This window comes from Dyadobacter sp. SRI_021 (genome assembly GCF_057586235.1).
On sequence record NZ_JBYCZM010000003.1, the window covers coordinates 852477 to 873842 of the forward strand.

The following is a 21366-nucleotide window of genomic DNA, read 5'->3' on the forward strand; positions in this document are numbered from 1 at the left end:
AACGCATATGTCCCCTGCGTATTTGTCACTCATCTTCTATTAAAGTGTGCTAATATCGTATAGTATAAGGCTCCTTAAACGATTAAGTGGTGTTTTCGTGTTAAAAAACATATGTAACCGATAGTGATATAATGTAGCGCTCTTTTATCAATTTATGGTACTATTCTATAAAAAAATAAAATAGTGTCTTTTTGACGTATAAATATTTGCTTAAATAATTATAAATTTGATGTGCCTAATAATTTATTAACCTAACTAAGGAATATGAAAATAATCTACAAAAGTCCCGGTCGGGATTTATTCACTTTCCTCCTCCTTTTTCTGACTGTTTTTTCAGCTATTGCTCAGGATCGGAGAGTGACTGGCGTTGTGTCAGATCCCGCGGGCACAGGAATTCCCGGAGCTACCATTCTGATAAAAGGTACGCAGCTCGGGTCGAACACAGATGCGGAAGGACGTTTTGCAGTAAATGTCAGATCAGACAAAGATGTGCTCGTCATCAGCTTTGTCGGCTACAAAACGAAAGAGATCATCGTAGGGAACCAGACGGTGATCGATGTGAAAATGGAAGACGATGTAGCGGCGTTGGAAGAAGTGGTGGTGACCGGTTATACGACCGACAAACGCCGCGAAACTTCCGGGGCGGTATCACTCGTAAAAGCGAAAGACCTTACGGCGGTACCTTCAGGAAACGTTGAACAGCAGTTGCAGGGACGCGTGGCGGGGGTGACGGTCATTACTAACGGTCAGCCTGGTACCAATAGCCAGATCCGCGTACGCGGTTTCGGTTCTTTTGAAAATAATGAACCATTGTATGTCGTGGACGGATTGCAAGTGACTTCGACGGATTTCCTTAACCCGGATGATATCGACCAGACCACTGTATTGAAGGATGCAACCACGGCTTCTATCTATGGAGCGCGGGCAGCTGGGGGCGTGGTGGTTTATACAACCAAGAAAGGTACCCGCAACAGAAAGCTGAGCGTTACCTACGACGGGTTGGTCGGTTTTACAACCCCGGGCAGCGGTCAGAAAATGATGAATCCTACGGATTTTGCGGACTGGACCTGGAATGCATTCCGCAACTCGGGATGGAAGCCGGGCGATAAAAACTGGACGCACCCGCAATTCGGTACAGGCGCAACGCCTGTGATACCCGATTACCTGATGGTGGGGGGAACGTATGGCGTTACCGGTAACGTCGATCTGGCTGCGGAGCGTAAAAAATACAATGTAGATCCTACGGCAGGAACGGTCTATCAGGTGGTAAGGGCAAACCGCGCAGGTACCGACTGGTATGACGCGATCACCCGCACAGCACCTGTTACTCGTCACTCGCTGGGCTTCTCAGGAGGCGGTGAAAATGGACGTTACTTTGTAGGATTGGGTTTGCAGGATCAGAAAGGTATTCTTTTGAACAACAGCTTCAAACGGTACACTTTCCGCGTGAATACCGAATTCAATATCCTTAAGAACCTGAGATTCGGAGAGAACATTCAGGGAACCTACCGTCAGGTGCTCGGTATTGGCGGAGCGAATAACGGCCAGGGGGTAGCGAACGACGAGAACGACATCCTAAGTGCATTCCGTATGCCTTCGATCATTCCCGTTTATGACGAGTTCGGCGGTTATGCGGGAACGGCGGCGAAGGGTTTCAACAACCCGAGAAACCCCGTGGCGACCAGGGATGGTATGAAAAACAACAACGCTTTCAACGCGAACGGAGCTGGTAACATCTACTTGGAATTCGATCCGATCGAAAACCTGACGTTGCGATCCAGCCTGGGTGCCCAGTATAACAACTATACTTACTGGAACTATTCGCGCCGTCAATACGAAAACTCCGAAAATAACTCAGCAGTAGGCTATGGCGAAGGTTCGGGATACCGCTTTTCGTGGACATTTACGAACACCGCGCAATATCGCAAGACATTCGGTTTGCATAATGTGGACTTTTTGGTAGGTCAGGAATCATTAACTCTAGACAAAAGTCGCGATTTGCAGGCATCAGGCTTGAACCCGTTTTCGAATGACATAAATTATGTGAATATGTCGAACGTGTCTTCGAAAGTCGTGAACAGCCAACTCGCTAATGGCGTAACGATGTATTCACTGTTCGGGCGTTTGAATTACATATTCAACGACCGGTATATTGTGTCCGGGGTATTACGCCGAGATGGTGCGTCACGCTTTGGCTTTGACACCCGTTATGGGACATTTCCAGCGGTGTCGGTGGCATGGCGCGTCACTTCCGAAAACTTCATGAAGAGCCTTACATTCCTAAGCGATTTGAAAATCCGCGGAGGTTATGGTCACATGGGTAATTCCAATCCGGTGCGTCCCGACAACCAATTCAGCCTCTACTCGGCGGGTATCGGAACATCGGCATATGATATTACCGGCTCCAACACCAGTGCCGTCGAAGGCTATTACCGCAGCAAACTAGGCAATGCTTCAGCGAAATGGGAAACCAGTGTGACCAAAAATATCGGTTTTGATGCGACATTGTTTAATGGCAAACTCGATGTGATCCTTGACTTCTGGCAGAAAGATTCCAAAGATCTGCTGTTTCAGAAAGGGGTGCCGGCCGTTGTAGGCTCGGGTGCGACGCCTCCGTACGTGAATGCAGGCACCATTACCAACAAGGGTATCGATTTTCAGGTCATTACAAAAGGCAAGGCGGGCGGCAAGCTGGGCTATGAGCTGAATGTGACTGGTAGCATTCTGAAAAACGAAATCGGCGATCTTGGCGGTGATAAATACCTGACAAGTATCAACCCGGGGTACCGCGGTCTGCAGCCAATCCGTAACCAATTGGGTCATTCGCTTTCGGCATTCTATGGCTATAATGTACTCGGCCTCTTCCAGACTGAGGAAGAAGTGAAGCAAGCACCCGCACAGGACGGAAAGGGTGTCGGCCGTTTCCGCTATCAAGATATCAATGGCGATAACATGATCAATGCCGACGACCGCATGTATCTTGGTAGCCCTGTTCCGAAATTCACCGGCGGTTTGAATCTGAAATTGACTTACCTGAATTTCGAGGTCGAAACTTATATGTATACTTCGATTGGTAACAAGATTTTCAATGCTTCCAAATGGTTTACTGATTTCTATCCTTCGTTTGCCGGTGCAGCCATCAGTGAAAGGGTGAAAGACTCCTGGTCACCATCGAACACCGGCGCTACTATTCCTATTTTTGAAAGCGCTTCTAACTTCAGTACCAATACACAAGCCAATTCCTTCTATGTGGAAAATGGCAACTATGTGAGAATGCAGAACATTTCGCTGGGCTATAACCTGCCGAAAACGCTGCTGGCTAAGCTAAAAATGCAGAAACTGAGATTGTATGCCTCAGCGAACAACATTTTCACAATCTCCAAATACCAGGGACTCGATCCTGGTGTAGGTGGTAACGCGGACACGCAATTCGGGATCGATGTGGGGAACTATCCTGTAACAAGAAGCTGGGTTTTTGGTGTGAACCTTGGTTTCTAATCTTTAAGCAGGCTGTTTCTACATTGAATGAATCATTAATATTCTGAATCGATGAAAAAGATATTAACAAATAGTATGGTGATTATCGCCGGCGTTATGACGGTGTTTTTCTCCTGTAAAGAAAGCTTTCTGGATAAGCCAGCCACAGGCGCGGTGAGTGAAGAACTTCTTACCTCTACAAAAGGGCTCGAAGGGGTGCTGATCGGGGTCTATGGCCAGATCAACGGCAAGGGCGCGGGCGGCAGGATGGCCAGCCCGAGCAACTGGGTTTGGGGAAGCATCCGCGGAGGCGATGCCAACAAAGGTACCGACCCCGGTGATTTTAGCGACATCAACCCGATCCAGCGCTATGAATACCTGAGTACTCAGGGGGTTATCTCTGATAAATGGGTAGGTAATTATGAAGGTATTTCACGCGCGAACGCCGTACTGCGCCTCGTAGCCAAGGCTGATCCGGATGTCACGGATGCGACTAAGACGCGCATTAGCGCAGAGGCCCGCTTCCTGCGCGGACATTATTATTTCGAATTGAAAAAGGCATTTGGCAATACACCTTATGTGGACGAGTCGGTTGACTATGGAACCGGTATCGAAAAGGTGAAGAACGATGCTGACCTTTGGCCTAAAATCGAGGCGGATTTCAAATTTGCGTTTGATAACCTGCCGGTAACACAGGATGCCGTGGGCCGTGCCAACAAATGGGCAGCAGCCTCGTACCTGGCCAAGGCGTATCTCTATCAGAAAAAATTTCCTGAGGCTAAAACGCTTTTTGATCAGATCATTGCAAACGGGCAGACTACCAATGGCAAGAAATATGCTTTGGTACCTAAATATGCCGATGTATTCCGCGCTTCGAATGATAATAACTCCGAATCCGTTTTCGCGATACAGGCAGCAGCCAACACAGGTAGCGTAAACAATGCGAACCCTGAGTTTGACCTCAACTGGCCTTACAACACGGGTGCGAATGGCCCCGGTAACTGCTGCGGTTTCTTCCAGCCAAGCTTCGAAATGGTGAATTCGCACCGTACCGATGCCAATGGTTTGCCACTGCTGGATGGTTCGTACAATTCAGACAAAAATGCGGTGGTATCGGATATGGGTTTACTTTCGAAAGATAAATTCACCCCTGACGCTGGCAACCTCGATCCACGGCTCGACCACTCGGTAGGCCGTCGCGGAATTCCATTCCTTGACTGGATCGATCACCCAGGCGCCGACTGGATTCGTAACCAGGCCAATGGCGGTCCGTACAGTCCTAAAAAGTATGCTTATTACAAAACCGACGTAGGCTCGTTGCAGGACAACAGTTCCTGGACACCGGGTTATACGGCGATCAACTACACCGTAATCCGCTTCGCCGACGTACTCCTGATGGCCGCAGAGGCAGAAATAGAAGCTGGTACGCTTGAAAAAGCACGGGAATATGTAAATATGGTGCGCGCCCGCGCGGCGAATCCCGACGGGTTCGTAAAGAAGGGAGGGGCTCCGGCAGCGAAATATGTGATCGGAACTTATAAAACTGCATGGACTGACAAGGAAGCAGCCCGTACCGCTGTGCGTTTTGAAAGAAAACTGGAACTGAACCTCGAAGGCCACCGGTTTTTCGATCTGGTACGCTGGGGTGTTGCCGAAAAGGAACTCAATGCCTACCTGACGTTCGAATCGAAGCAACTTACCGGTGCATTAGGTGGTGCCAAATTCGCTGCCAAATACGAATTGTTACCGATACCACAGAGCCAAATCGACCTTCAGGGCGCCGATGTTCTGAAACAGAACCCTGGTTTCTAAGCATTTCAAACCTGACTAATTTACAGGAGATGGTATGTATTTACCATCTCCTTTTGTTAATTTCGAGATATCCTGATTCTGTCAACTTTATCGCACCCTGCAAATGCTTTTTAAGCGCTTACTCCCTGTCTTGGTGGGCTCAGTCCTGCTTGCATCCTGTAAAAAAGAACTCAAAACGTTTACCGAACTGCCCGCTGATGAAACGGGTATCCGGTTTGCGAACCGCATTGCCGAAAACGATACTATGAATATTCTGGCATTCGAGTACGTCTACAATGGAGGGGGAGTAGCATTGGGTGACTTTAACAACGACAGCCTGCCCGATGTATATTTTACCGGCAACACTGCTCCTAATAAGTTGTATTTAAATAAGGGTGACTTCAAATTCGAAGACGTTACCGAAAAAGCAGGGGTAGCGCCGGAGAACAAATGGTCGACGGGTGTGGCTTTAGTGGATATCAACAATGATAACTTGCTGGACATCTATGTGTGCGCATCCGTACGCGAGGTGGCGCAGCAGCGTGAGAACCTGCTGTATGTAAACCAGGGATTGGGGAAAGACAAAGTGCCGGTTTTCAAGGAAATGGGAAAGGAGTATGGGATCGCAGATACGACGCACACGACAAATGCGGCATTTTTCGACTATGACAATGATGGTGATCTGGATTTGTTCCTGATTGTCAATGAAATGGATGATAACAACTTTCCCAACAAGTATCATAAAAAGATCGTTGATGGCTCGTCGCGCCGCACCGATCGGCTATATCGTAACGACTGGGACACCAAATTGAATCATCCGGTTTTTACTAATGTATCCAAAGAGGCTGGTATCCTGATCGAAGGTTACAGCCTGGGTCTCAATGTGACTGACGTCAACCAGGATGGCTGGAAGGATGTGTACATTACAAACGATTACCTCACGAACGACCTCCTCTACATCAACAATGGTAATGGTACATTCACCGACCAGGCCGCAAATTATTTCAAACATACCTCGCACTCGGCGATGGGCAACGATGTGGCTGATTTGAATAATGATGGTCTTGTGGATGTGTTGGCAGTGGATATGATGCCGGCAACCAATCGCCGTAAAAAGATGATGACGCCTGCAAATAGCTACGTTACCTACCAGAACAACGATTTATTCGGTTACCAGTATCAGGTCGCCAGAAATACGTTGCAACTCAATATGGGAAGTGCTTCGGGGAAAGGTAAGTCTCCGGTTTTCAGTGAAATAGGGCTGCTTAGCGGCGTTGCCGAGACGGATTGGAGCTGGACGCCGATGGTTACTGACTTTGATAATGACGGTCTTCGCGATATAATCATTACAAATGGCTTTCCCAGGGACATTACCGATCTCGACTTCATCGCTTACCGCAACGAGGTATCGAGCATTATGGCTCCGATGATGATGCTTGATTACATTCCGAGCGTCAGGATCAGGAATTTTGCATTCAAAAACAAAGGTAATCTCGGTTTCGAAGATGTCAGTAACGACTGGGGAATCGAAACCCCTGGATTCTCGAACGGAGCAGCCTACGCTGACCTGGACAATGACGGAGATCTGGATTACATCGTCAATAATATTAACGATTCGGCGATGGTTTATCGCAATAACAGTATTCAGCTAAAACCGGAAGAAAGCAATTATCTGCGCGTTGCGTTTAAGGGGGATCGTTATAATGGCGCGGGAATCGGTGCCATTGCGGAAGTCACTTATGGAGGCGGAAAAAAACAGATAGCAGAGAATTCACCCTACCGCGGCTACTTGTCGACAGTTGAGCCCGTTTTGCATTTCGGATTGGGGAAAGAGAAAGTTTTACAAGAAGTGAAAATCACCTGGCCGGGCGGAAAAAGCCAGGTTTTGAAGAATATCAAAGCTAACCAGTTGTTAGTTGTCCGGGAGGAAGATGCGGTGCTGGCTCCGGCGCCTGCCGAAACGACCGTTACGCCACTTTTTACCGATGTTACCGGCGATCTAAATGTGCCTTATCGCCATGAGGAAACGGATATTATCGATTTTAATGTTCAAAAACTGCTGCCGCATAAAATGTCACAATTCGGGCCTGCACTGGCGGTGGGGGATGTGAATGGAGACGGATTGGAGGACGTATTTGTTGGTGGCGCATACTTGCATAAAGGCCGTTTTTTACTTCAAAAACCCGACGGTAAATTCACGGTTGCGGACTTGCTGCCCGGGTCGGAAGGCTTTGAGAAAACCTCGGAGGATATGGGGGTGCTGCTTTTTGATGCCGACCAGGACCAGGACCTGGATTTGTATATCGTCAGCGGTAGCTATGAAATTCAGGAAGGCTCGGATGCATTGAAGAACGCACTGTATGTCAATGACGGCAAAGGTCATTTTACACGCGACACAGCCGCATTACCCCCGTTTTTGGTGAATGGTTCATGTGTAAAAGCCGTTGATTTCGATCGCGATGGCGATCTGGATTTGTTTGTTGGAGGACGGGTAGAGTCCGGAAAGTATCCGAAGCCAGTTTCAAGCTACATTCTACGGAATGACTCTCGTGGAACTATGGTGCGCTTTTCAAATGCCACGGCAGCGGTGGCGCCGGAGCTGGCCGGTGTTGGGCTGGTATGCGACGCGCTTTGGACTGATTATGATAACGATGGCTGGGCCGACCTGTTACTGGCAGGTGAATGGATGCCGTTGACTTTCCTCAAAAATGAAAAAGGCAAATTCAGGAAGGTTACCACCGGATTGGAAGCCCAAAAAGGGTGGTGGGGCAGTCTTGTAGCGGGTGACTTTGACAACGACGGCGACATGGACTACATTGGCGGGAATCTGGGCACAAATACCCTCAGCAGGGCTTCGGAAAGCCGCCCCGTGAGCGTATATGCGAAGGATTTTAACAACGACGGCTATTTCGACGCGATACCGACGGTGTTTTACAAGGCCCAAGACGATACATACAAGGAGTTTCCTTACAACACGCGTGACGACATGGGTAAGCAGGTGATCCAGGTACGCCAGCGCTTTCAGGAGTACGGGAAGTTTGCGGAGTCGGGCTTACCGGATATTCTGAAACCGGAAGAGCTGAAAGACGCATTGCATTTGACGGCTACGTGGATGAAAAGCAGCTATATAGAGAACCATGGAGGAGGAAAGTTCTCTCTGCGAGAGCTGCCTGTTCAGGCGCAGTTTGCCCCGCTTTTCGGAATGATGGCAGAGGATTTCGATCAGGACGGCAACCTCGATCTGATGCTTTCCGGGAACGATTATGGCTCCGAGGTGTCGATAGGACGGTATGATGCAATGTATGGGCTTGTTCTCAAAGGAGATGGCAAGGGTGGTTTTCGTCCGCTCAGTATTTCGGAGAGCGGCTATATGGTGGGTGGAAACATGAAGGCTCTCGTGCGGGTAGCTTCATCGAACGGCAATTGGCTTTCGGTTACTTCTCAGAACCGTGACTTGTTGCGGTTCCACCGCGCGGCGAAGCCTACCCGAAGAATTGGCCTGGAGACTGGCGAGACGTCCGTACTGCTGCATCTAAAAAACGGAAAGTCAAGGCGGGAAGAGCCGGGGTACGGATCTTCGTTCCTCTCGCAGTCCGGTCATGCATTGTTTCTGCCCGATTATGTTTCATCCGTAACCGTAACTGACTCAAAAGGAGTTAAGAGGGTATTGAAATAGGTGATAAACGTCGGAATATCAGATAATTCGGATTATAGTATTTTTTGCCGCTGTGAGCTTACAGCGGCTTTTTTATTGAAATATAAATTTTCTCATTTGAGGTTAATTTTGGGTAATTGAAAATGTAAATATTTAAGTTAATTATATAAAGTTATTCCAGATTTGTATCCAAATATGTCGATGAGCCATTTCTGGATATTTTATCTTTTTGAATCCTTCACTGATTTGGCCGTTTGTAACCCGATTTTTACTATAAATCGTTGATTTTGTGTTATTTGTAAACCTGACACTTATTTATTTCAACATTAAAATTAGATTAAAATCGGGCTCGTTTACTTGTCTATTCTTGGAAAATGTCAATTCTCATCTGTTTATGTGAATGGAATAGTACAATTCAATATTTGATTGAATATATTTTGCGGATATTAGATTATTTAATGATTCTAAATGAATATTTTTGAATAGCATAAGAATATTAACCTAACTAAATACGATGAAACAAAACTACCTTCACCTGGGAAGCAGGCTGGTTTTTTGCGTGCTTCTTTTTCTCATCTCCCTAACCGCTTTTTCACAGGATATCACTGTCACCGGCAAAGTGGTGGATGAACAGTCCGGTTCAAGTTTGCCGGGAGCTTCTGTCACACTAAAAGGTTCGACAACTATTGGCGTTACCACTGACGCAGACGGGAAGTATTCCATTAAAGTCCCTTCCAGCGCTCAGGTCCTCGTTTTTTCATTTATTGGCTACACGGCCAAAGAGGTAGCGATAGGCAATCGGACGGTTATCGACGTATCGATGACCAGTGACGTAAGTGCCCTGGAAGAAGTGATTGTGACGGGTTACGGCTCACAGTCACGTCGGGATATTACCGGTTCGGTAACAACCGTCAATGCGAAAGATCTGCAATCTGTTCCGGCAACTACATTCGCGCAGCAATTACAAGGCCGGGCGTCGGGTTTGAACATTGTGAACGATGCTACACCGGGCGGGAACGCAACCGTGCGGATACGGGGGTTCGGTACAATTGGTAACAACGATCCGCTCTTCATTATCGATGGCGTACCGACTGAAAACCAGGGTAACCTTAATCCCAACGACATCGAGACGATCCAGATCCTGAAAGACGCGTCTTCTGCCTCCATTTATGGTTCGCGTGCGGCAAACGGGGTGGTGATCATCACGACAAAGCGCGGTAAAATCGGGAAGCCGGTGATTTCCTTCAATGCTTACTACGGAACGCAGAAAGCTTACAAGGATGTAGAAGCATTAAATGCCAAAGAGCTGGGGCAGTACCTGTATCTGGCTGACAAATACGCGGGCAAAACCCCTTCGCACGGTCAGTATACTTTCGGCCCGAATGGCGAAGTTACCGTTCCGGATTACGTATTTCCAAGCAAAGGCAAGGAGGGGACGCCGGAGGTAGATCCAGCGAAATACTCGCTCGTCCCTGGAAATATTTACGCCATCACCAAGGCGGCAGATACCAATTGGTGGAAAGAATTGACTGCCTCAGCACCCATTCAAAATTATCAGTTGTCCGCAACCGGCGGTACCGAAAACAGCCGGTATGCATTGTCAGTAGGCTATTTCAGCCAGGATGGTGTCGTGAAATTCATCGGTTATGATCGTTACACTGTCCGGGCTAACACTGAGTTTTCCACTGCTAACAAACGGTTCCGTGTAGGCGAGAACCTGGCGGTTTCGTTCGATAACAGAAAGGGAGGTTTTGGTAATAACCAGGAACAAAACGCGGTATCGGGTAGTTACAAGCACCATCCGTTGCTGCCCATCTACGATATCAAAGGTAATTTTGCCGGTTCACGCGGTGCTAACCTTGGTAACAACTCGAACCCGTACGCGACGTTGTACCGCGAGAAAGATAACCGTACCTACCGTTTGCGCGCATTCGGGAATGTTTATGGCGAGTTTGATATCATCCCTAATCTGACTGTTAAGACAAGTTTGGGAATTGATGGTGTAAGCCAAAGGGGCCGCTACATTGGTCGGGCTAACCCTGAATATGTCGAGGGTAGCTTTAATAACGGATCGACTTCGACCGATTACTACTCGTATCAATGGGTTTGGACGAATACTTTGAGCTATTCCCACAATTTCGGCACCAATCACAAAGTAGATGCATATGTGGGGATTGAAGCAATTCGTGAATTTGCCGAAGAATTCGGTGCCTCCCGTTCCGGTTATGCATTTGAAATTCCTTCCATTATCAACTACCTGAACCTCGGTGACGCTACAAAGGCGACCAACTACGGTGGTGTAAACAGGGATTACAGCCTTTATTCACAATTCGGGAAAGTTAACTACGCTTTCGCAGACAAATACCTGTTTCAATTCATTTTGCGTAACGATGCTTCTTCCCGTTTTCAGCAGGCTTCGAGAAGCGCGGTGTTCCCTGCATTCAGCTTGGGATGGCGGTTGTCGGATGAAGGCTTCATGAAATCAGTGAGCTTTATTAACGACATGAAACTTCGCTACGGTTGGGGTAAAACCGGAAATCAGAAAATCGGGGACTACAATGCCTACACTACTTACCGGGCCGACATTTTCCACGCAGGTTATCCGATCGACGGCTCGGGAAGTCAGCCTACTATCGGTTATGACGCCTCCTCATTCGGTAATCCAAATGCGAAATGGGAAACGACAACTTCCAATAACATCGGTCTCGACGCGACATTCCTGAACGACGCGCTGACCCTTGAATTGGACTTCTGGAACCGCAAAACGACCGATATGCTTTTCTCGACGCCGATTACATTTACGGCTGGTGACGCGAACGCGCCTTCATTCAACGTAGGCCAGATGACGAACAAAGGGATCGACCTCGGGCTATCCTACCGCAACACCGCCATGAAAGGCGATTTGCGTTATGGTGCGTCGTTCAACTACTCGATGTATCGCAACACGGTCGATAAACTGGATGAAAGCGAGAATACCAAATACTTTGGCGCAGGCTCGCGTGTGCCCGCGGTGACGCTCACACAGGCAGGATTGCCGATTTCGTCTTACTACGGATATAAAGTGCTGGGAATATTCCAGTCTGACGAAGAAGCGAAAGCCTGGGCACCTTACGGTTCTTACAATAAAGCAGGTAAATTCAAAATAGCGGACATTAACAACGACGGTAAGATCACGGATGACGACCGGACCGTTATCGGTAACCCGCACCCCGATTTTGTTTATGGTGTAAACGTGAATATCGGCTACAAAGCCTTTGACCTGACCGTTTTTGGTAATGGTGTGGTGGGTAATGAAATTTTCAGCTATCTGCGCTACTTTACCGACTTCAATACGTTCCAAGGTAACCGTGCGAAACGTGCATTATACGATGCATGGCAGCCGGATCACAAAGAAGGCACTGTGCCTATTATGGATGCGGATGACCAGATCAGTAGCCGTCCGTCGAGCTATTTCGTTGAAAAAGGCACCTATTTCCGTCTGAAAAATGTGCAACTCACTTACACGTTGCCCAAGCCGCTTGCTGCGAAGATCGGTTTCAGCAACGCGCAGATCTATGTGCAGGGACAGAATTTGTTCACGGTCAGCAAATACACGGGTCTGAACCCCGAGATTCAGACCGGTGAGGACCGTACGCTTGGTTTCGACGGCGGTTACATGCCTGTGTCGCGGACGTTCCTGCTCGGCCTTAACGTGTCATTCTGATAACCGGTTTTTCTTCTGATCTTAAAAATTCGATATATATGAATTCAAGACTTGTAAAATACATGCTATCGGTGGGTCTCGCAATCGGGATTGTTTCGGCTTGCAAAGACTCATTCCTCAGCCGTGACCCGCAGGGACAATACAGCCCGACGGCCCTCAAGACACCTGCGGGCGTAGAAGGCTTGCTCGTTGGGGCCTATGCGATGATCGACGGACAGGGCCTCGACGGACAAGATCCGTGGAACAACGACATTCAGAGCTGGGTTTTCGGCGGGATTGCTTCCGACGATTCCTATAAGGGTACCGATGCCGGTGACCAGCCTGAGGAATCGTTTATTGAGAAGTGGGATTTCCAGCCTACTAACAACCACATCAAAAACAAATGGCGAGGATTGTATAAAGGCATTGCCCGGACCAATGATGTAATCAACACGTTGGCCGAGGTGCCGGAGGTAAGCGATGCACGGAGAAAGCAGATCATCGCCGAGGCGCGCTTCCTGCGCGGGTTGTTCCACTTTGAAGCAAAGAAAATGTGGAAGATGATCCCTTATATCGACGAGACGATTTACAAACTCGATGATCTCGAAAGTACTAAAGTTCCGAACGACAAGGACGTATGGCCGATGATCGAAGCCGACTTCAAAGCGGCATCAGAAGGGCTTCCGGAAGCACAATCGCAAGTGGGACGCCCGACTAAATGGGCGGCGCTGGCTTTTCTGGCCAAAGCCTACATGTACCAGGGCTGGAATATCTCCACCGGTGCAGCTAATGTGGCTGTTTTGCAAAAAGCGAAGCCTATTCTGGAACAAATTATCGCATCGGGCAAGTTTTCGCTGGCACCCAAGTTTGAAGATAACTTTCTGATTGCGACCCGTAATAACGTCGAATCGATCTTCGAAATACAGTATGCTGTTTCCAGTGCCTCGGGTGACGCTGCGGATGCAGGCGTAGGTTTGGCGCACCCTTACATTGACCCATGGGGCTGCTGCGGATTTTATCAGCCTTCGCAAAACCTCGTGAATGCATTTAAAACCACTGCCGCCGGCCTGCCCATGCTGGATAATTTCAATGACAGCGACGTGAAAAACGATCAGGGTTTGAAATACACTGACCCCTTTGAGCCTTATACCGGAACACTGGACCCCCGTCTGGATCAGACAGTAGGTCGTCGTGGTATTCTTTTCAAGGATTTCAAGATTCACGGTAGCGACTTTATCCGCGACCAGACTTATGCGGGACCCTATTCGCCGAAGAAGCACATTTCCGAAAAGGCTGGATTTGGTATCAATGGCTGGGGTAACCTTTCAAGCAACAACTATCGCATTATGCGTTATGGCATGATCCTGCTCTGGCTTGCTGAGTGCGAAGTGGAACTGGGTAACCTTGAAAATGCCCGGAAGCTGGTAAACCAGATCCGTACACGCGCCGCAAACCCGGCTGGTTTTGTAAAAAAAGCGGTTCAAGGTCCCAAATCGAGGGATGATTATTCTGTTCTGAATGAGCCGGCAGCAAACTATGTGATCAAAACATACGACCAAGCCTGGACCGATGCCGCTACCGCGCGTAAGGCAGTGCGTTTCGAAACCCGCCTCGAATTCGCGATGGAAGGTCACCGTTTCTTCGATTTGACCCGCTGGGGAATTGCGGCTGAGGTATTGAATGCCTACGTGGCCGTAGAAGCCAATAAAAGAGTTTACAAAAAGGGTGCAGTATTTACCAAAGGCAAGAACGAGTTTTTCCCGATTCCACAGGAAGCGATCGACCGGTCGTACAAGGCGGGAGCAGCTACGCTCATACAAGACCCTGCGTATAAATGACTTTGGTTAGTTAAAACCAGTATTTGTTAAGCGTTTGTAATCAGAAAAGCCCCTGCGGATATGCAGGGGCTTTCTTAGTTGATGAAGGTTTTTTTTAATCACTTAGTTGACATTGATTTCCTGCGCAGGCTTCTCCGGGCCGGGTACGATCGGCAGCGTCAGTTGGAGGATGCCATTGGTGTATTGGGCGCTGATATTTTCGGTATCGACGGTGTTGTCGATCATGAATGTCCGCTGAAACGAGCTTTTGCTGAACTCCTGCCTGATCCAGTTGCGCTTTTCGCCCAGATTGTCTTTCAGTTCATAGGAAATAGTCAATTCCAGTCCCTGCACATTGATTTTGAAATCTTCCTTATTACGGTCGGGTGCGAAGATGAGCATTTCGTAGCTGTCGTCGTTTCTGACGATGTTCACGGGTACGCGGAACTCGCGCTGCGGGCCGAAATGCCTGCCATAATGGTCGTGGCGCATTCCAAAGCCGCGACGTCCGAATCTGTTATCACACATGGTATTTGATTGTTTGTTGGATGAACGATTGTTTTAAACTTTTTGGGGCATCGGGCCAAAGGGATCGGCGAGGTACTCCCGCTGCGGCCCACCGAGGCCGGCCTCAGGATAACCGTAATAACCCGAATGATAGTGCCGCCATCTGCGATAGCGCCTTCTTCCCGCAAACAGTCTGAAAATCAGTCCTACAAAAAGGAAGAAAAATATGGCTTTGAATATCAGGAATGGGAGTGCGAACAGAAATAAACCTGCCAGGACTGCTGCCCCAATGGATTTTAGAATGACGATGAACATGATCTTGTCTGGTTTTGATGAATGTTGGCGCCTCGTTTGCACCTACAATAATGCAGACGTGCAGTTCGAAAAAATACTTTAACCAAATGCAAAAAATAAACCCGGCTGTCGGGCCGGGCTTGATATAAATTACATATTCTCAGGTGGTTTTCGCCACCGGTTACGCATTTCCTGGCGGAAGCGCCGGCGTTCTTCGTCGGTCATTTGCATCCATTTATTTCTCCACGCCAACATCCCCTCGCGTCCTTCCCGACCGAAATGTCGGTTGAATTTCTGCCATTTGTGATGATGCCGGTGCTGGCCAGCCCCTCCACGGAAGCCGCCGAAGAGTATTTTGCACAAAACAAACAAACCTACCGCCTGCCAATAACTGATTGGATTAAAATTGGCGGCGCCAGGCAGTATGGCATTCCAGAGCCACTGTACGACTGCTCCAAGTCCGAGCGCTGCGATCAGGATAAAAACCGGTAGCGCAAACCGAAATCTCCTACCTCTGTTGTGCGGGTTCATCATGGTCAACAAATTTAATAATTTACAAACTCCCTGTACACGCATTCGAGCCGTTCACGAAGGTGACGGACTGCATAGCGCTTACGGGATATTAAGGTTTTGATATTTTCTCCGGTACGGTCAGCGATTTCCTGGAACGTCTGGTCTTCAAGCTCATTCCAGATGAATACTTGCCGCTGATTTTCGGGAAGTTCGTCCAGAGCAATGTTCAATTGCTCCCAAAAGAGGTCTTTCAAATAGGCAGTTTCGGGCGTATTGTCGTCGGCCAGCAGGATGTCCTTGAAGTGGAACTCGCCGTCTTCGTCTTCGTAGCCGAAATCTTCGAGCGATTCGGGCTTTTGTTTGCGGTACTTATCAATGATCCGGTTGCGGGCCACGCGGTACAGCCAGCTGCTCATCTGTTCGATCGCCTCAATCTCCGGCACGGTGCTCAGCTGGTACCAAACATCCTGTAAAATATCCTCCGCATCCTCATCGGTATTCACACGCTGCCGGATGAACCCGAGCAATTGCTTACCATAGGATGCGACGGTTTGGATGATATTTGGCTTTTTCTGCGTCAAACGGACTTTTAATGCTATTACAGATGGGTAGACGGCTGGCTATTGAAAATACTTTAACTGGCTTGGAGTTTTTTGCCGCTGCGGTGCCTTCGTGGCAATTCTACTAACTAAGTATACTATTCAAATATATAAAAATAGTACAATGATAGGTGATTTGTACTATTCTAATAGAACTGGCAAATTTCAAACGACTTGCTGTATTTTTCCTATAATCATAGTATTATTCCAATATTAATACACCATTCAAAAAAGAACTTTTGCAGGTGTGAAATGCTCTTATTGACTTTTAATCACAGTGTTGGATACCTTTGTAATGTCCAAAGAGCAAAAAGCGGAAACGTAAAGCTGCTCAGAGAACTTGATCAGGGGAATGCCTGAAAAGTACAAATTGGTAACATTGAATCAGACATTAAACATTAAGCATAAAATGAAAAGGACTATCTTGGCAATCGCAGTATTGGTGGGAGTATCAACTGCAAATCTTTCAATCGCTGCTGACAAAGTAAAAGAAAACAACGCTTCTATCGAGCTGGTTTCAGGTGCAGAATTGAAATTCAAATTGTCTCTTGAAAACGTAAAAGAAAGATCTTCACTGGTGATCAAAGACTACACAGGAACAATCGTTTACAGCACGTCGATCCCGAAGTCTGAAAACTACACTAAGATCTTCGACCTGTCGAACCTGGCAGACGGAAATTACAGCTTCATTATCAACAATGGCAGCGAAATCTCTACAAAGCCATTCGCGATCTCGACTGAAACAAAACGTCAGGTAACAGCAGTTATCAAATAATATAAGCCAATCAGGTAAAAAAAAGGCAGTCCGGGATTTTCGGGCTGCCTTTTGCTTTTATTGCGGCGGTTAGTAAGCCAAAACTTTCTTCTCGTTGCTGCTTTGGAATGCCAGGTCGATCACGCGGCAGGTACGCAATACCTCTTCCGGTTTCACTGCCAGCTCGGCGCCATTGACGATCGCATCGTATACGTTCTGGTAAAAAGGCATGTAATCACCTGCTTCGCTTTTCACAATTCCGGTAAATGCTGCGCTATACAGCTTACCCCAGCGGTCTTCCGGTTCCACGCCCCAGGGCTTTTCGCTGGGTAGTACATTTTTGCGCAGCGTTTCTTCCTGCGGGTCGAGGCCGCCTTTGATGAACGAGCCTTTGGTACCATGCAATACATAGCGCAAATGGTTCTCATACACCATCAGGCTCGATTTTACAATCACCGATTTATCGGCATAGCCCAGGCGAATGTCGAAATAATCGTCGATCTCGCTGTTCGGACGGACGATGCGTATATCGGCCGTCACCGTTTGTGGCTCGCCGAAGAGCACCAACGCCTGGTCGATCAGATGCGGGCCGAGGTTATATACATTACCGCCGACCGGCACGGCACGTTCTTTCCATGAGCCGGCCACAGCCTCACGGTAGCGATCGTATCGGCATTCGTATTCGATAATATCGCCCAGTTTCCCTTCACCAAGCAGTTTCTGAATGGTCAGGAAGTCGGAATCCCAGCGGCGGTTTTGATAGGCTGTCAATATCAGGCCTTTTTCCTTGGCCACTTTCACGAGCTCGCGGGCTTCTTCTTCGGTGGCTGAAAACGGCTTTTCGATCACGACGTGCTTGCCATTCTGGAGCGCATCCATCGCATACTCGTAATGCGTATCATTCGGCGTGCAAATGAAAACCAGGTCGATTTCCTCGTCGGCGAGCAGCTCTTCCACCGATCGCGCATTGCCGATGGTAGGGTCAAATTCCTGCGCCTCGTTTTTGGTCCTTTCGACCACCGTTTTGATCTTGAAATTCGGGTTGGTACTCAGGAACGGCGAATGAAAATACCGCCCCGACAAACCGAAACCTATTAAACCGACATTGAGAATTTTTGAAGGCATAGTTTTAAATTGAAAAGGTAATGAGCTTATTCTAATGCTCGCAAAGTTAGTCTTACATTTAAATTGGCGAAGTAAAAAAATACACTATGGCAATGCAAACGCCACATACTTATCCCCGGACTTGGTATTCAACTTCCCGCCACCACAGGCTATGACGACATATTGTTTGCCATTCACTGAATAGGTACTTGCCGAGGCGTAGCCGGCCGCCGGCAGGGCAGTTTGCCACAAAATTTCACCTGTTTCTTTGTCAAATGCCCGGAATTGCTCGTCACGGCTGCCGGCGATGAAAATCAAGCCACTGGCGGTTACCAGCGGGCCTCCGTAATTATCGGTGCCGGTGGGCGGAATACCCTTGGCGGTGAGTTCCTTGTATTCGCCGAGTGGTACCTGCCATTTTCTTTGACCGGTGTTGAGGTCGATGGCCGTTAATGTGCCCCAGGGCGGCTGACTTACCGGGTAACCGTTGCGGTCGTACCAGCGATTGTAGCCGGTGTGCTGGTAGGGAACTTGCGTTTTGGAGTCGATTTTAATGTTTTCCTTACTTTCCTGATTGATCAGATATGAGATAATGGCTTTTCGCTCAATGTCCGGGATATGCGTAAATGATGGCATCATACCGCGGCCATTTTGCAGTATGGTTTCTATTTGGGCGGGTTTCAAACGTTTTTCGAGGTTGGCGAGGGAAGGGTAGGAGCCATCGTGATTGCCCATCTTGTCGGCTCCGTGACAAGCTGCGCAGTTCATCTGGTACAGCTGGGCACCGGTTACGCTCGTGGCGTTTTTGGGTATTTCTTTTTTGATAAGAGAAGTATAAACAGGTATTTCTTTGGCCGGGACGTACATTATGCCACCTGGGTCGGTCGCCGCACCACCCCATTGTGCACCGCCGTCGGTACCCGGATAGAAGATGGTCATGCTGGAAGTGATGGGAATATAGGCGCTTCCGGTTTTCGCTTTAGAAAGCAAATCGACGAGCGAATCCCGGTCGGCAACGAATGCGTTGAAGTCCTTTGCCGTGAACGTCTGGCGGGTAAATGGGAGCGGTAATGTAGGTATAGGCTGCGTGGCGGCCACTTTTTCGCCTTTGATGGCCGGGAAATTGAATGCGGTTTCCTTGATAGGGAACAGCGGCTTTCCCGTAACGCGATCGAGCACGAAGACATAACCTTGCTTGGTCACCTGCACGACCGCATCCACACGCTTGCCCTTGTGCGTGACGGTAACGAGGTTCGGTGGGCAGGGCGGGTCGCGGTCCCATATGTCATGGTGCACGAGCTGGTAATGCCAGAGGCGTTTACCGGTCGCGGCGTCGAGGGCGATGAGGCAGTTGGCAAAAAGGTTGTTGCCGGGCCTGTTGCCGCCGTAGAAATCATAAGCGGCCGAGCCTGTCGGGATGTAAACGATTCCCCGCCCACGGTCGATGGCCATACCGGCCCACGCATTGGCACCTCCGAAATGCTCGCGCGCATTAGCGGGCCATGTTTCGGCGCCCAATTCACCTTTGGCAGGAATGGTACGGAACGTCCATACCAGTTTTCCCGTACGCACATCATACGCGCGCACGTCTCCGAGTAGCGCGGTTTCGTTTTCATTAACCCGCATTCCGGTAATCAGCAGGTTTTTGTAAATCGTATTGGGTGTATTAGACGTCACGTAATCATCTGCGCCGGGGCGCTCGATGCCGGTTTTCAGGTTAATGCGCCCGTTTTCTCCAAAGGTTGATATGAGAGATCCATCGGTCGCATTCAATGCATAAATGTATTTCCCCGCCCCGAAAAAGATGCATTTCTCCTTGCCGTCGGACCAGTAGGTGACCCCGCGGCTTGTGGTACCACCATTGTCGGTGATATTAGTTTTCCAGATAGGCTGTCCCGTGGCCGCATTCACTGCAAATGCCTGTGTTCCTGCCGACACGCCGTACAGAATGCCGTTGATCACGATCGGGTTGCATTGCATTTGTGTACGGTTACGCGTCGTGTCCGCGCCGCCCGATGCATACGTCCAGGCGACTTTGAGCTGCGCTACATTATCCTTTGTGATCTGATTCAATAGAGAATAATGGCTGCGCGCGCCATTGCCGTTATATTCAGGCCAGTTCTGGTCGGTGGAATGTGTGCTGATCACAAAACCGCATAGCACGGCAAAGGACGCCGATAAGAGGACGGGCGTTAATTTCATCGAATGCGACGGTGGTTAAGCGGCTGCCCAGAGTTCTTTCAGTTTTTGTAAATCCCGTTTCATCGCATCGAAAACTACTTTTTTATCCACGGTAATCTGAAATGCCCCCTGATCGGCGCCCCCCAGCGGATATTCCAGGTGCAGGCAGATCGGTACTTCCACTTTCAGGTCTTTCAGTAGTTTGAAATAGGTTTTGAAATCTACCATTCCTTCACCCAGCGGCACGCTTTTCACGGCCCATTTGCCGCTGCTGTTTTTCTCCCAGTAAAAATCTTTGATCACGATGGTTTTAATATAGGGACGGATCAGGTTGAAACCGGTTTGCCACGAGAGGCCGCCCTCGACAGTAGCGTGGCGGATGTCATATTGGGCTCCCATGGTTTTGGGGTTGGCCTTTTGGAGGATTTGCCAGATCTCGAACATCGACGCACCGACCATTCTTCCTGAATGGTTCTGGTAGCAGCCATAAATGCCCAGTTTATCATTCAACTGACTCAAACCAGCCATTTTGGTACTGAATTCACCGAGTTGTTCTGGGATCGCTTTTTGCTCATCGTAGCGGTACCAGTTCATGCGGTAGTATTTGAAACCGAGCTTGGCAGCCGTTTCAAGTAGCTTTTTATCGACCGGATTCCCGGCATCTTCCACGGCCGTGCAGAACATTTGCGGCGCAAGGCCCACTTTCTTCATTGCTTCCACAGCTAATGGAAGATCTGTTTCTACTTTTTCGGGTAATACGTGTCCTTTGGGGCGAACCGTGAGATCGATGCCGTCGAAACCCAGTTCTTTGGCCACTTCGGCCATGTCCTGGTAGTTCAGGAATTGCAGGTGTTTGGAAAAAATGTTGACTTTCAGGTTGTCAGCCGCCCTGTTGGCCGGGCTTGCAAACGATTCTTGCGCCAGCGACGGGATGATGCTGCCTGCGAGAGCGCTATTGATGAGAAAATCTCTGCGGGATAGGTTCATGACGA

13 protein-coding genes are annotated in these 21366 nt (G+C 48.7%); 6 read left to right on the forward strand and 7 right to left on the reverse strand.

Annotated elements, in window-relative coordinates; all coding sequences use genetic code 11:
- Positions 1–264: 264 nt before the first annotated feature.
- The 5 genes from AC2YIT_RS12810 (at position 265) to AC2YIT_RS12830 (ending at position 14443) form a co-directional block, all read left to right on the forward strand.
- Entirely contained in the window at positions 265–3498 is a 3234-nt protein-coding gene (locus tag AC2YIT_RS12810) for a SusC/RagA family TonB-linked outer membrane protein (protein ID WP_430845159.1), read from the forward strand.
- A gap of 51 nt (positions 3499–3549) precedes the next feature.
- Positions 3550–5289 (forward strand): RagB/SusD family nutrient uptake outer membrane protein, encoded by a 1740-nt coding sequence (locus AC2YIT_RS12815; protein ID WP_487279415.1) that lies wholly within the window; start codon positions 3550–3552, stop codon positions 5287–5289.
- A 103-nt stretch (positions 5290–5392) separates the two neighbouring features.
- Complete coding sequence (locus AC2YIT_RS12820) at positions 5393–8944, forward strand: CRTAC1 family protein (protein ID WP_487279416.1); 3552 nt, start codon at positions 5393–5395, stop codon at positions 8942–8944.
- Positions 8945–9437: 493 nt separating this feature from the next.
- Positions 9438–12626 carry a SusC/RagA family TonB-linked outer membrane protein gene (locus AC2YIT_RS12825; protein ID WP_430845165.1) on the forward strand — a complete coding sequence of 1063 codons (3189 nt, stop codon included), beginning with the start codon at positions 9438–9440 and terminating at the stop codon, positions 12624–12626.
- A 38-nt stretch (positions 12627–12664) separates the two neighbouring features.
- The gene (locus tag AC2YIT_RS12830) at positions 12665–14443 is read left to right on the forward strand and encodes a RagB/SusD family nutrient uptake outer membrane protein (RefSeq protein ID WP_430845167.1); all 1779 of its coding nucleotides are present in this window, start codon (positions 12665–12667) and stop codon (positions 14441–14443) included.
- Positions 14444–14545: 102 nt separating this feature from the next.
- Here AC2YIT_RS12830 and AC2YIT_RS12835 read toward each other — a convergent pair whose 3' ends face one another.
- The 4 genes from AC2YIT_RS12835 to AC2YIT_RS12850 all read right to left on the reverse strand — a co-directional run bounded on the left by AC2YIT_RS12835 (position 14546) and on the right by AC2YIT_RS12850 (position 16317).
- Entirely contained in the window at positions 14546–14950 is a 405-nt protein-coding gene (locus AC2YIT_RS12835; RefSeq protein WP_487279417.1) for an Hsp20/alpha crystallin family protein, read from the reverse strand.
- A gap of 33 nt (positions 14951–14983) precedes the next feature.
- The gene (locus tag AC2YIT_RS12840; protein WP_487279418.1) at positions 14984–15244 is read right to left on the reverse strand and encodes a hypothetical protein; all 261 of its coding nucleotides are present in this window, start codon (positions 15242–15244) and stop codon (positions 14984–14986) included.
- A gap of 129 nt (positions 15245–15373) precedes the next feature.
- Positions 15374–15757: a hypothetical protein gene (locus tag AC2YIT_RS12845; protein ID WP_430845173.1), complete on the reverse strand. Its 384-nt coding sequence runs from the start codon at positions 15755–15757 to the stop codon at positions 15374–15376.
- Positions 15758–15768: 11 nt separating this feature from the next.
- Entirely contained in the window at positions 15769–16317 is a 549-nt protein-coding gene (locus tag AC2YIT_RS12850; RefSeq protein ID WP_430845175.1) for an RNA polymerase sigma factor, read from the reverse strand.
- Between the two features lie 427 nt (positions 16318–16744).
- Here AC2YIT_RS12850 and AC2YIT_RS12855 point away from each other — a divergent pair, with 427 nt between their 5' ends.
- Positions 16745–17110: a T9SS type A sorting domain-containing protein gene (locus tag AC2YIT_RS12855; RefSeq protein ID WP_487279419.1), complete on the forward strand. Its 366-nt coding sequence runs from the start codon at positions 16745–16747 to the stop codon at positions 17108–17110.
- Between the two features lie 69 nt (positions 17111–17179).
- On the opposite strand, the gene AC2YIT_RS12860 is transcribed toward AC2YIT_RS12855, so the two are convergent.
- From AC2YIT_RS12860 to AC2YIT_RS12870, 3 genes are all read right to left on the reverse strand, one after another.
- Complete coding sequence (locus tag AC2YIT_RS12860) at positions 17180–18214, reverse strand: Gfo/Idh/MocA family oxidoreductase (protein WP_430845178.1); 1035 nt, start codon at positions 18212–18214, stop codon at positions 17180–17182.
- 84 nt (positions 18215–18298) lie between these two features.
- A complete protein-coding gene (locus AC2YIT_RS12865; RefSeq protein ID WP_487279420.1) occupies positions 18299–20395 on the reverse strand; it encodes an outer membrane protein assembly factor BamB family protein in 2097 nt (698 codons plus the stop codon).
- Between the two features lie 15 nt (positions 20396–20410).
- The gene (locus AC2YIT_RS12870) at positions 20411–21361 is read right to left on the reverse strand and encodes a sugar phosphate isomerase/epimerase family protein (protein WP_487279421.1); all 951 of its coding nucleotides are present in this window, start codon (positions 21359–21361) and stop codon (positions 20411–20413) included.
- Positions 21362–21366 lie beyond the last annotated feature (5 nt).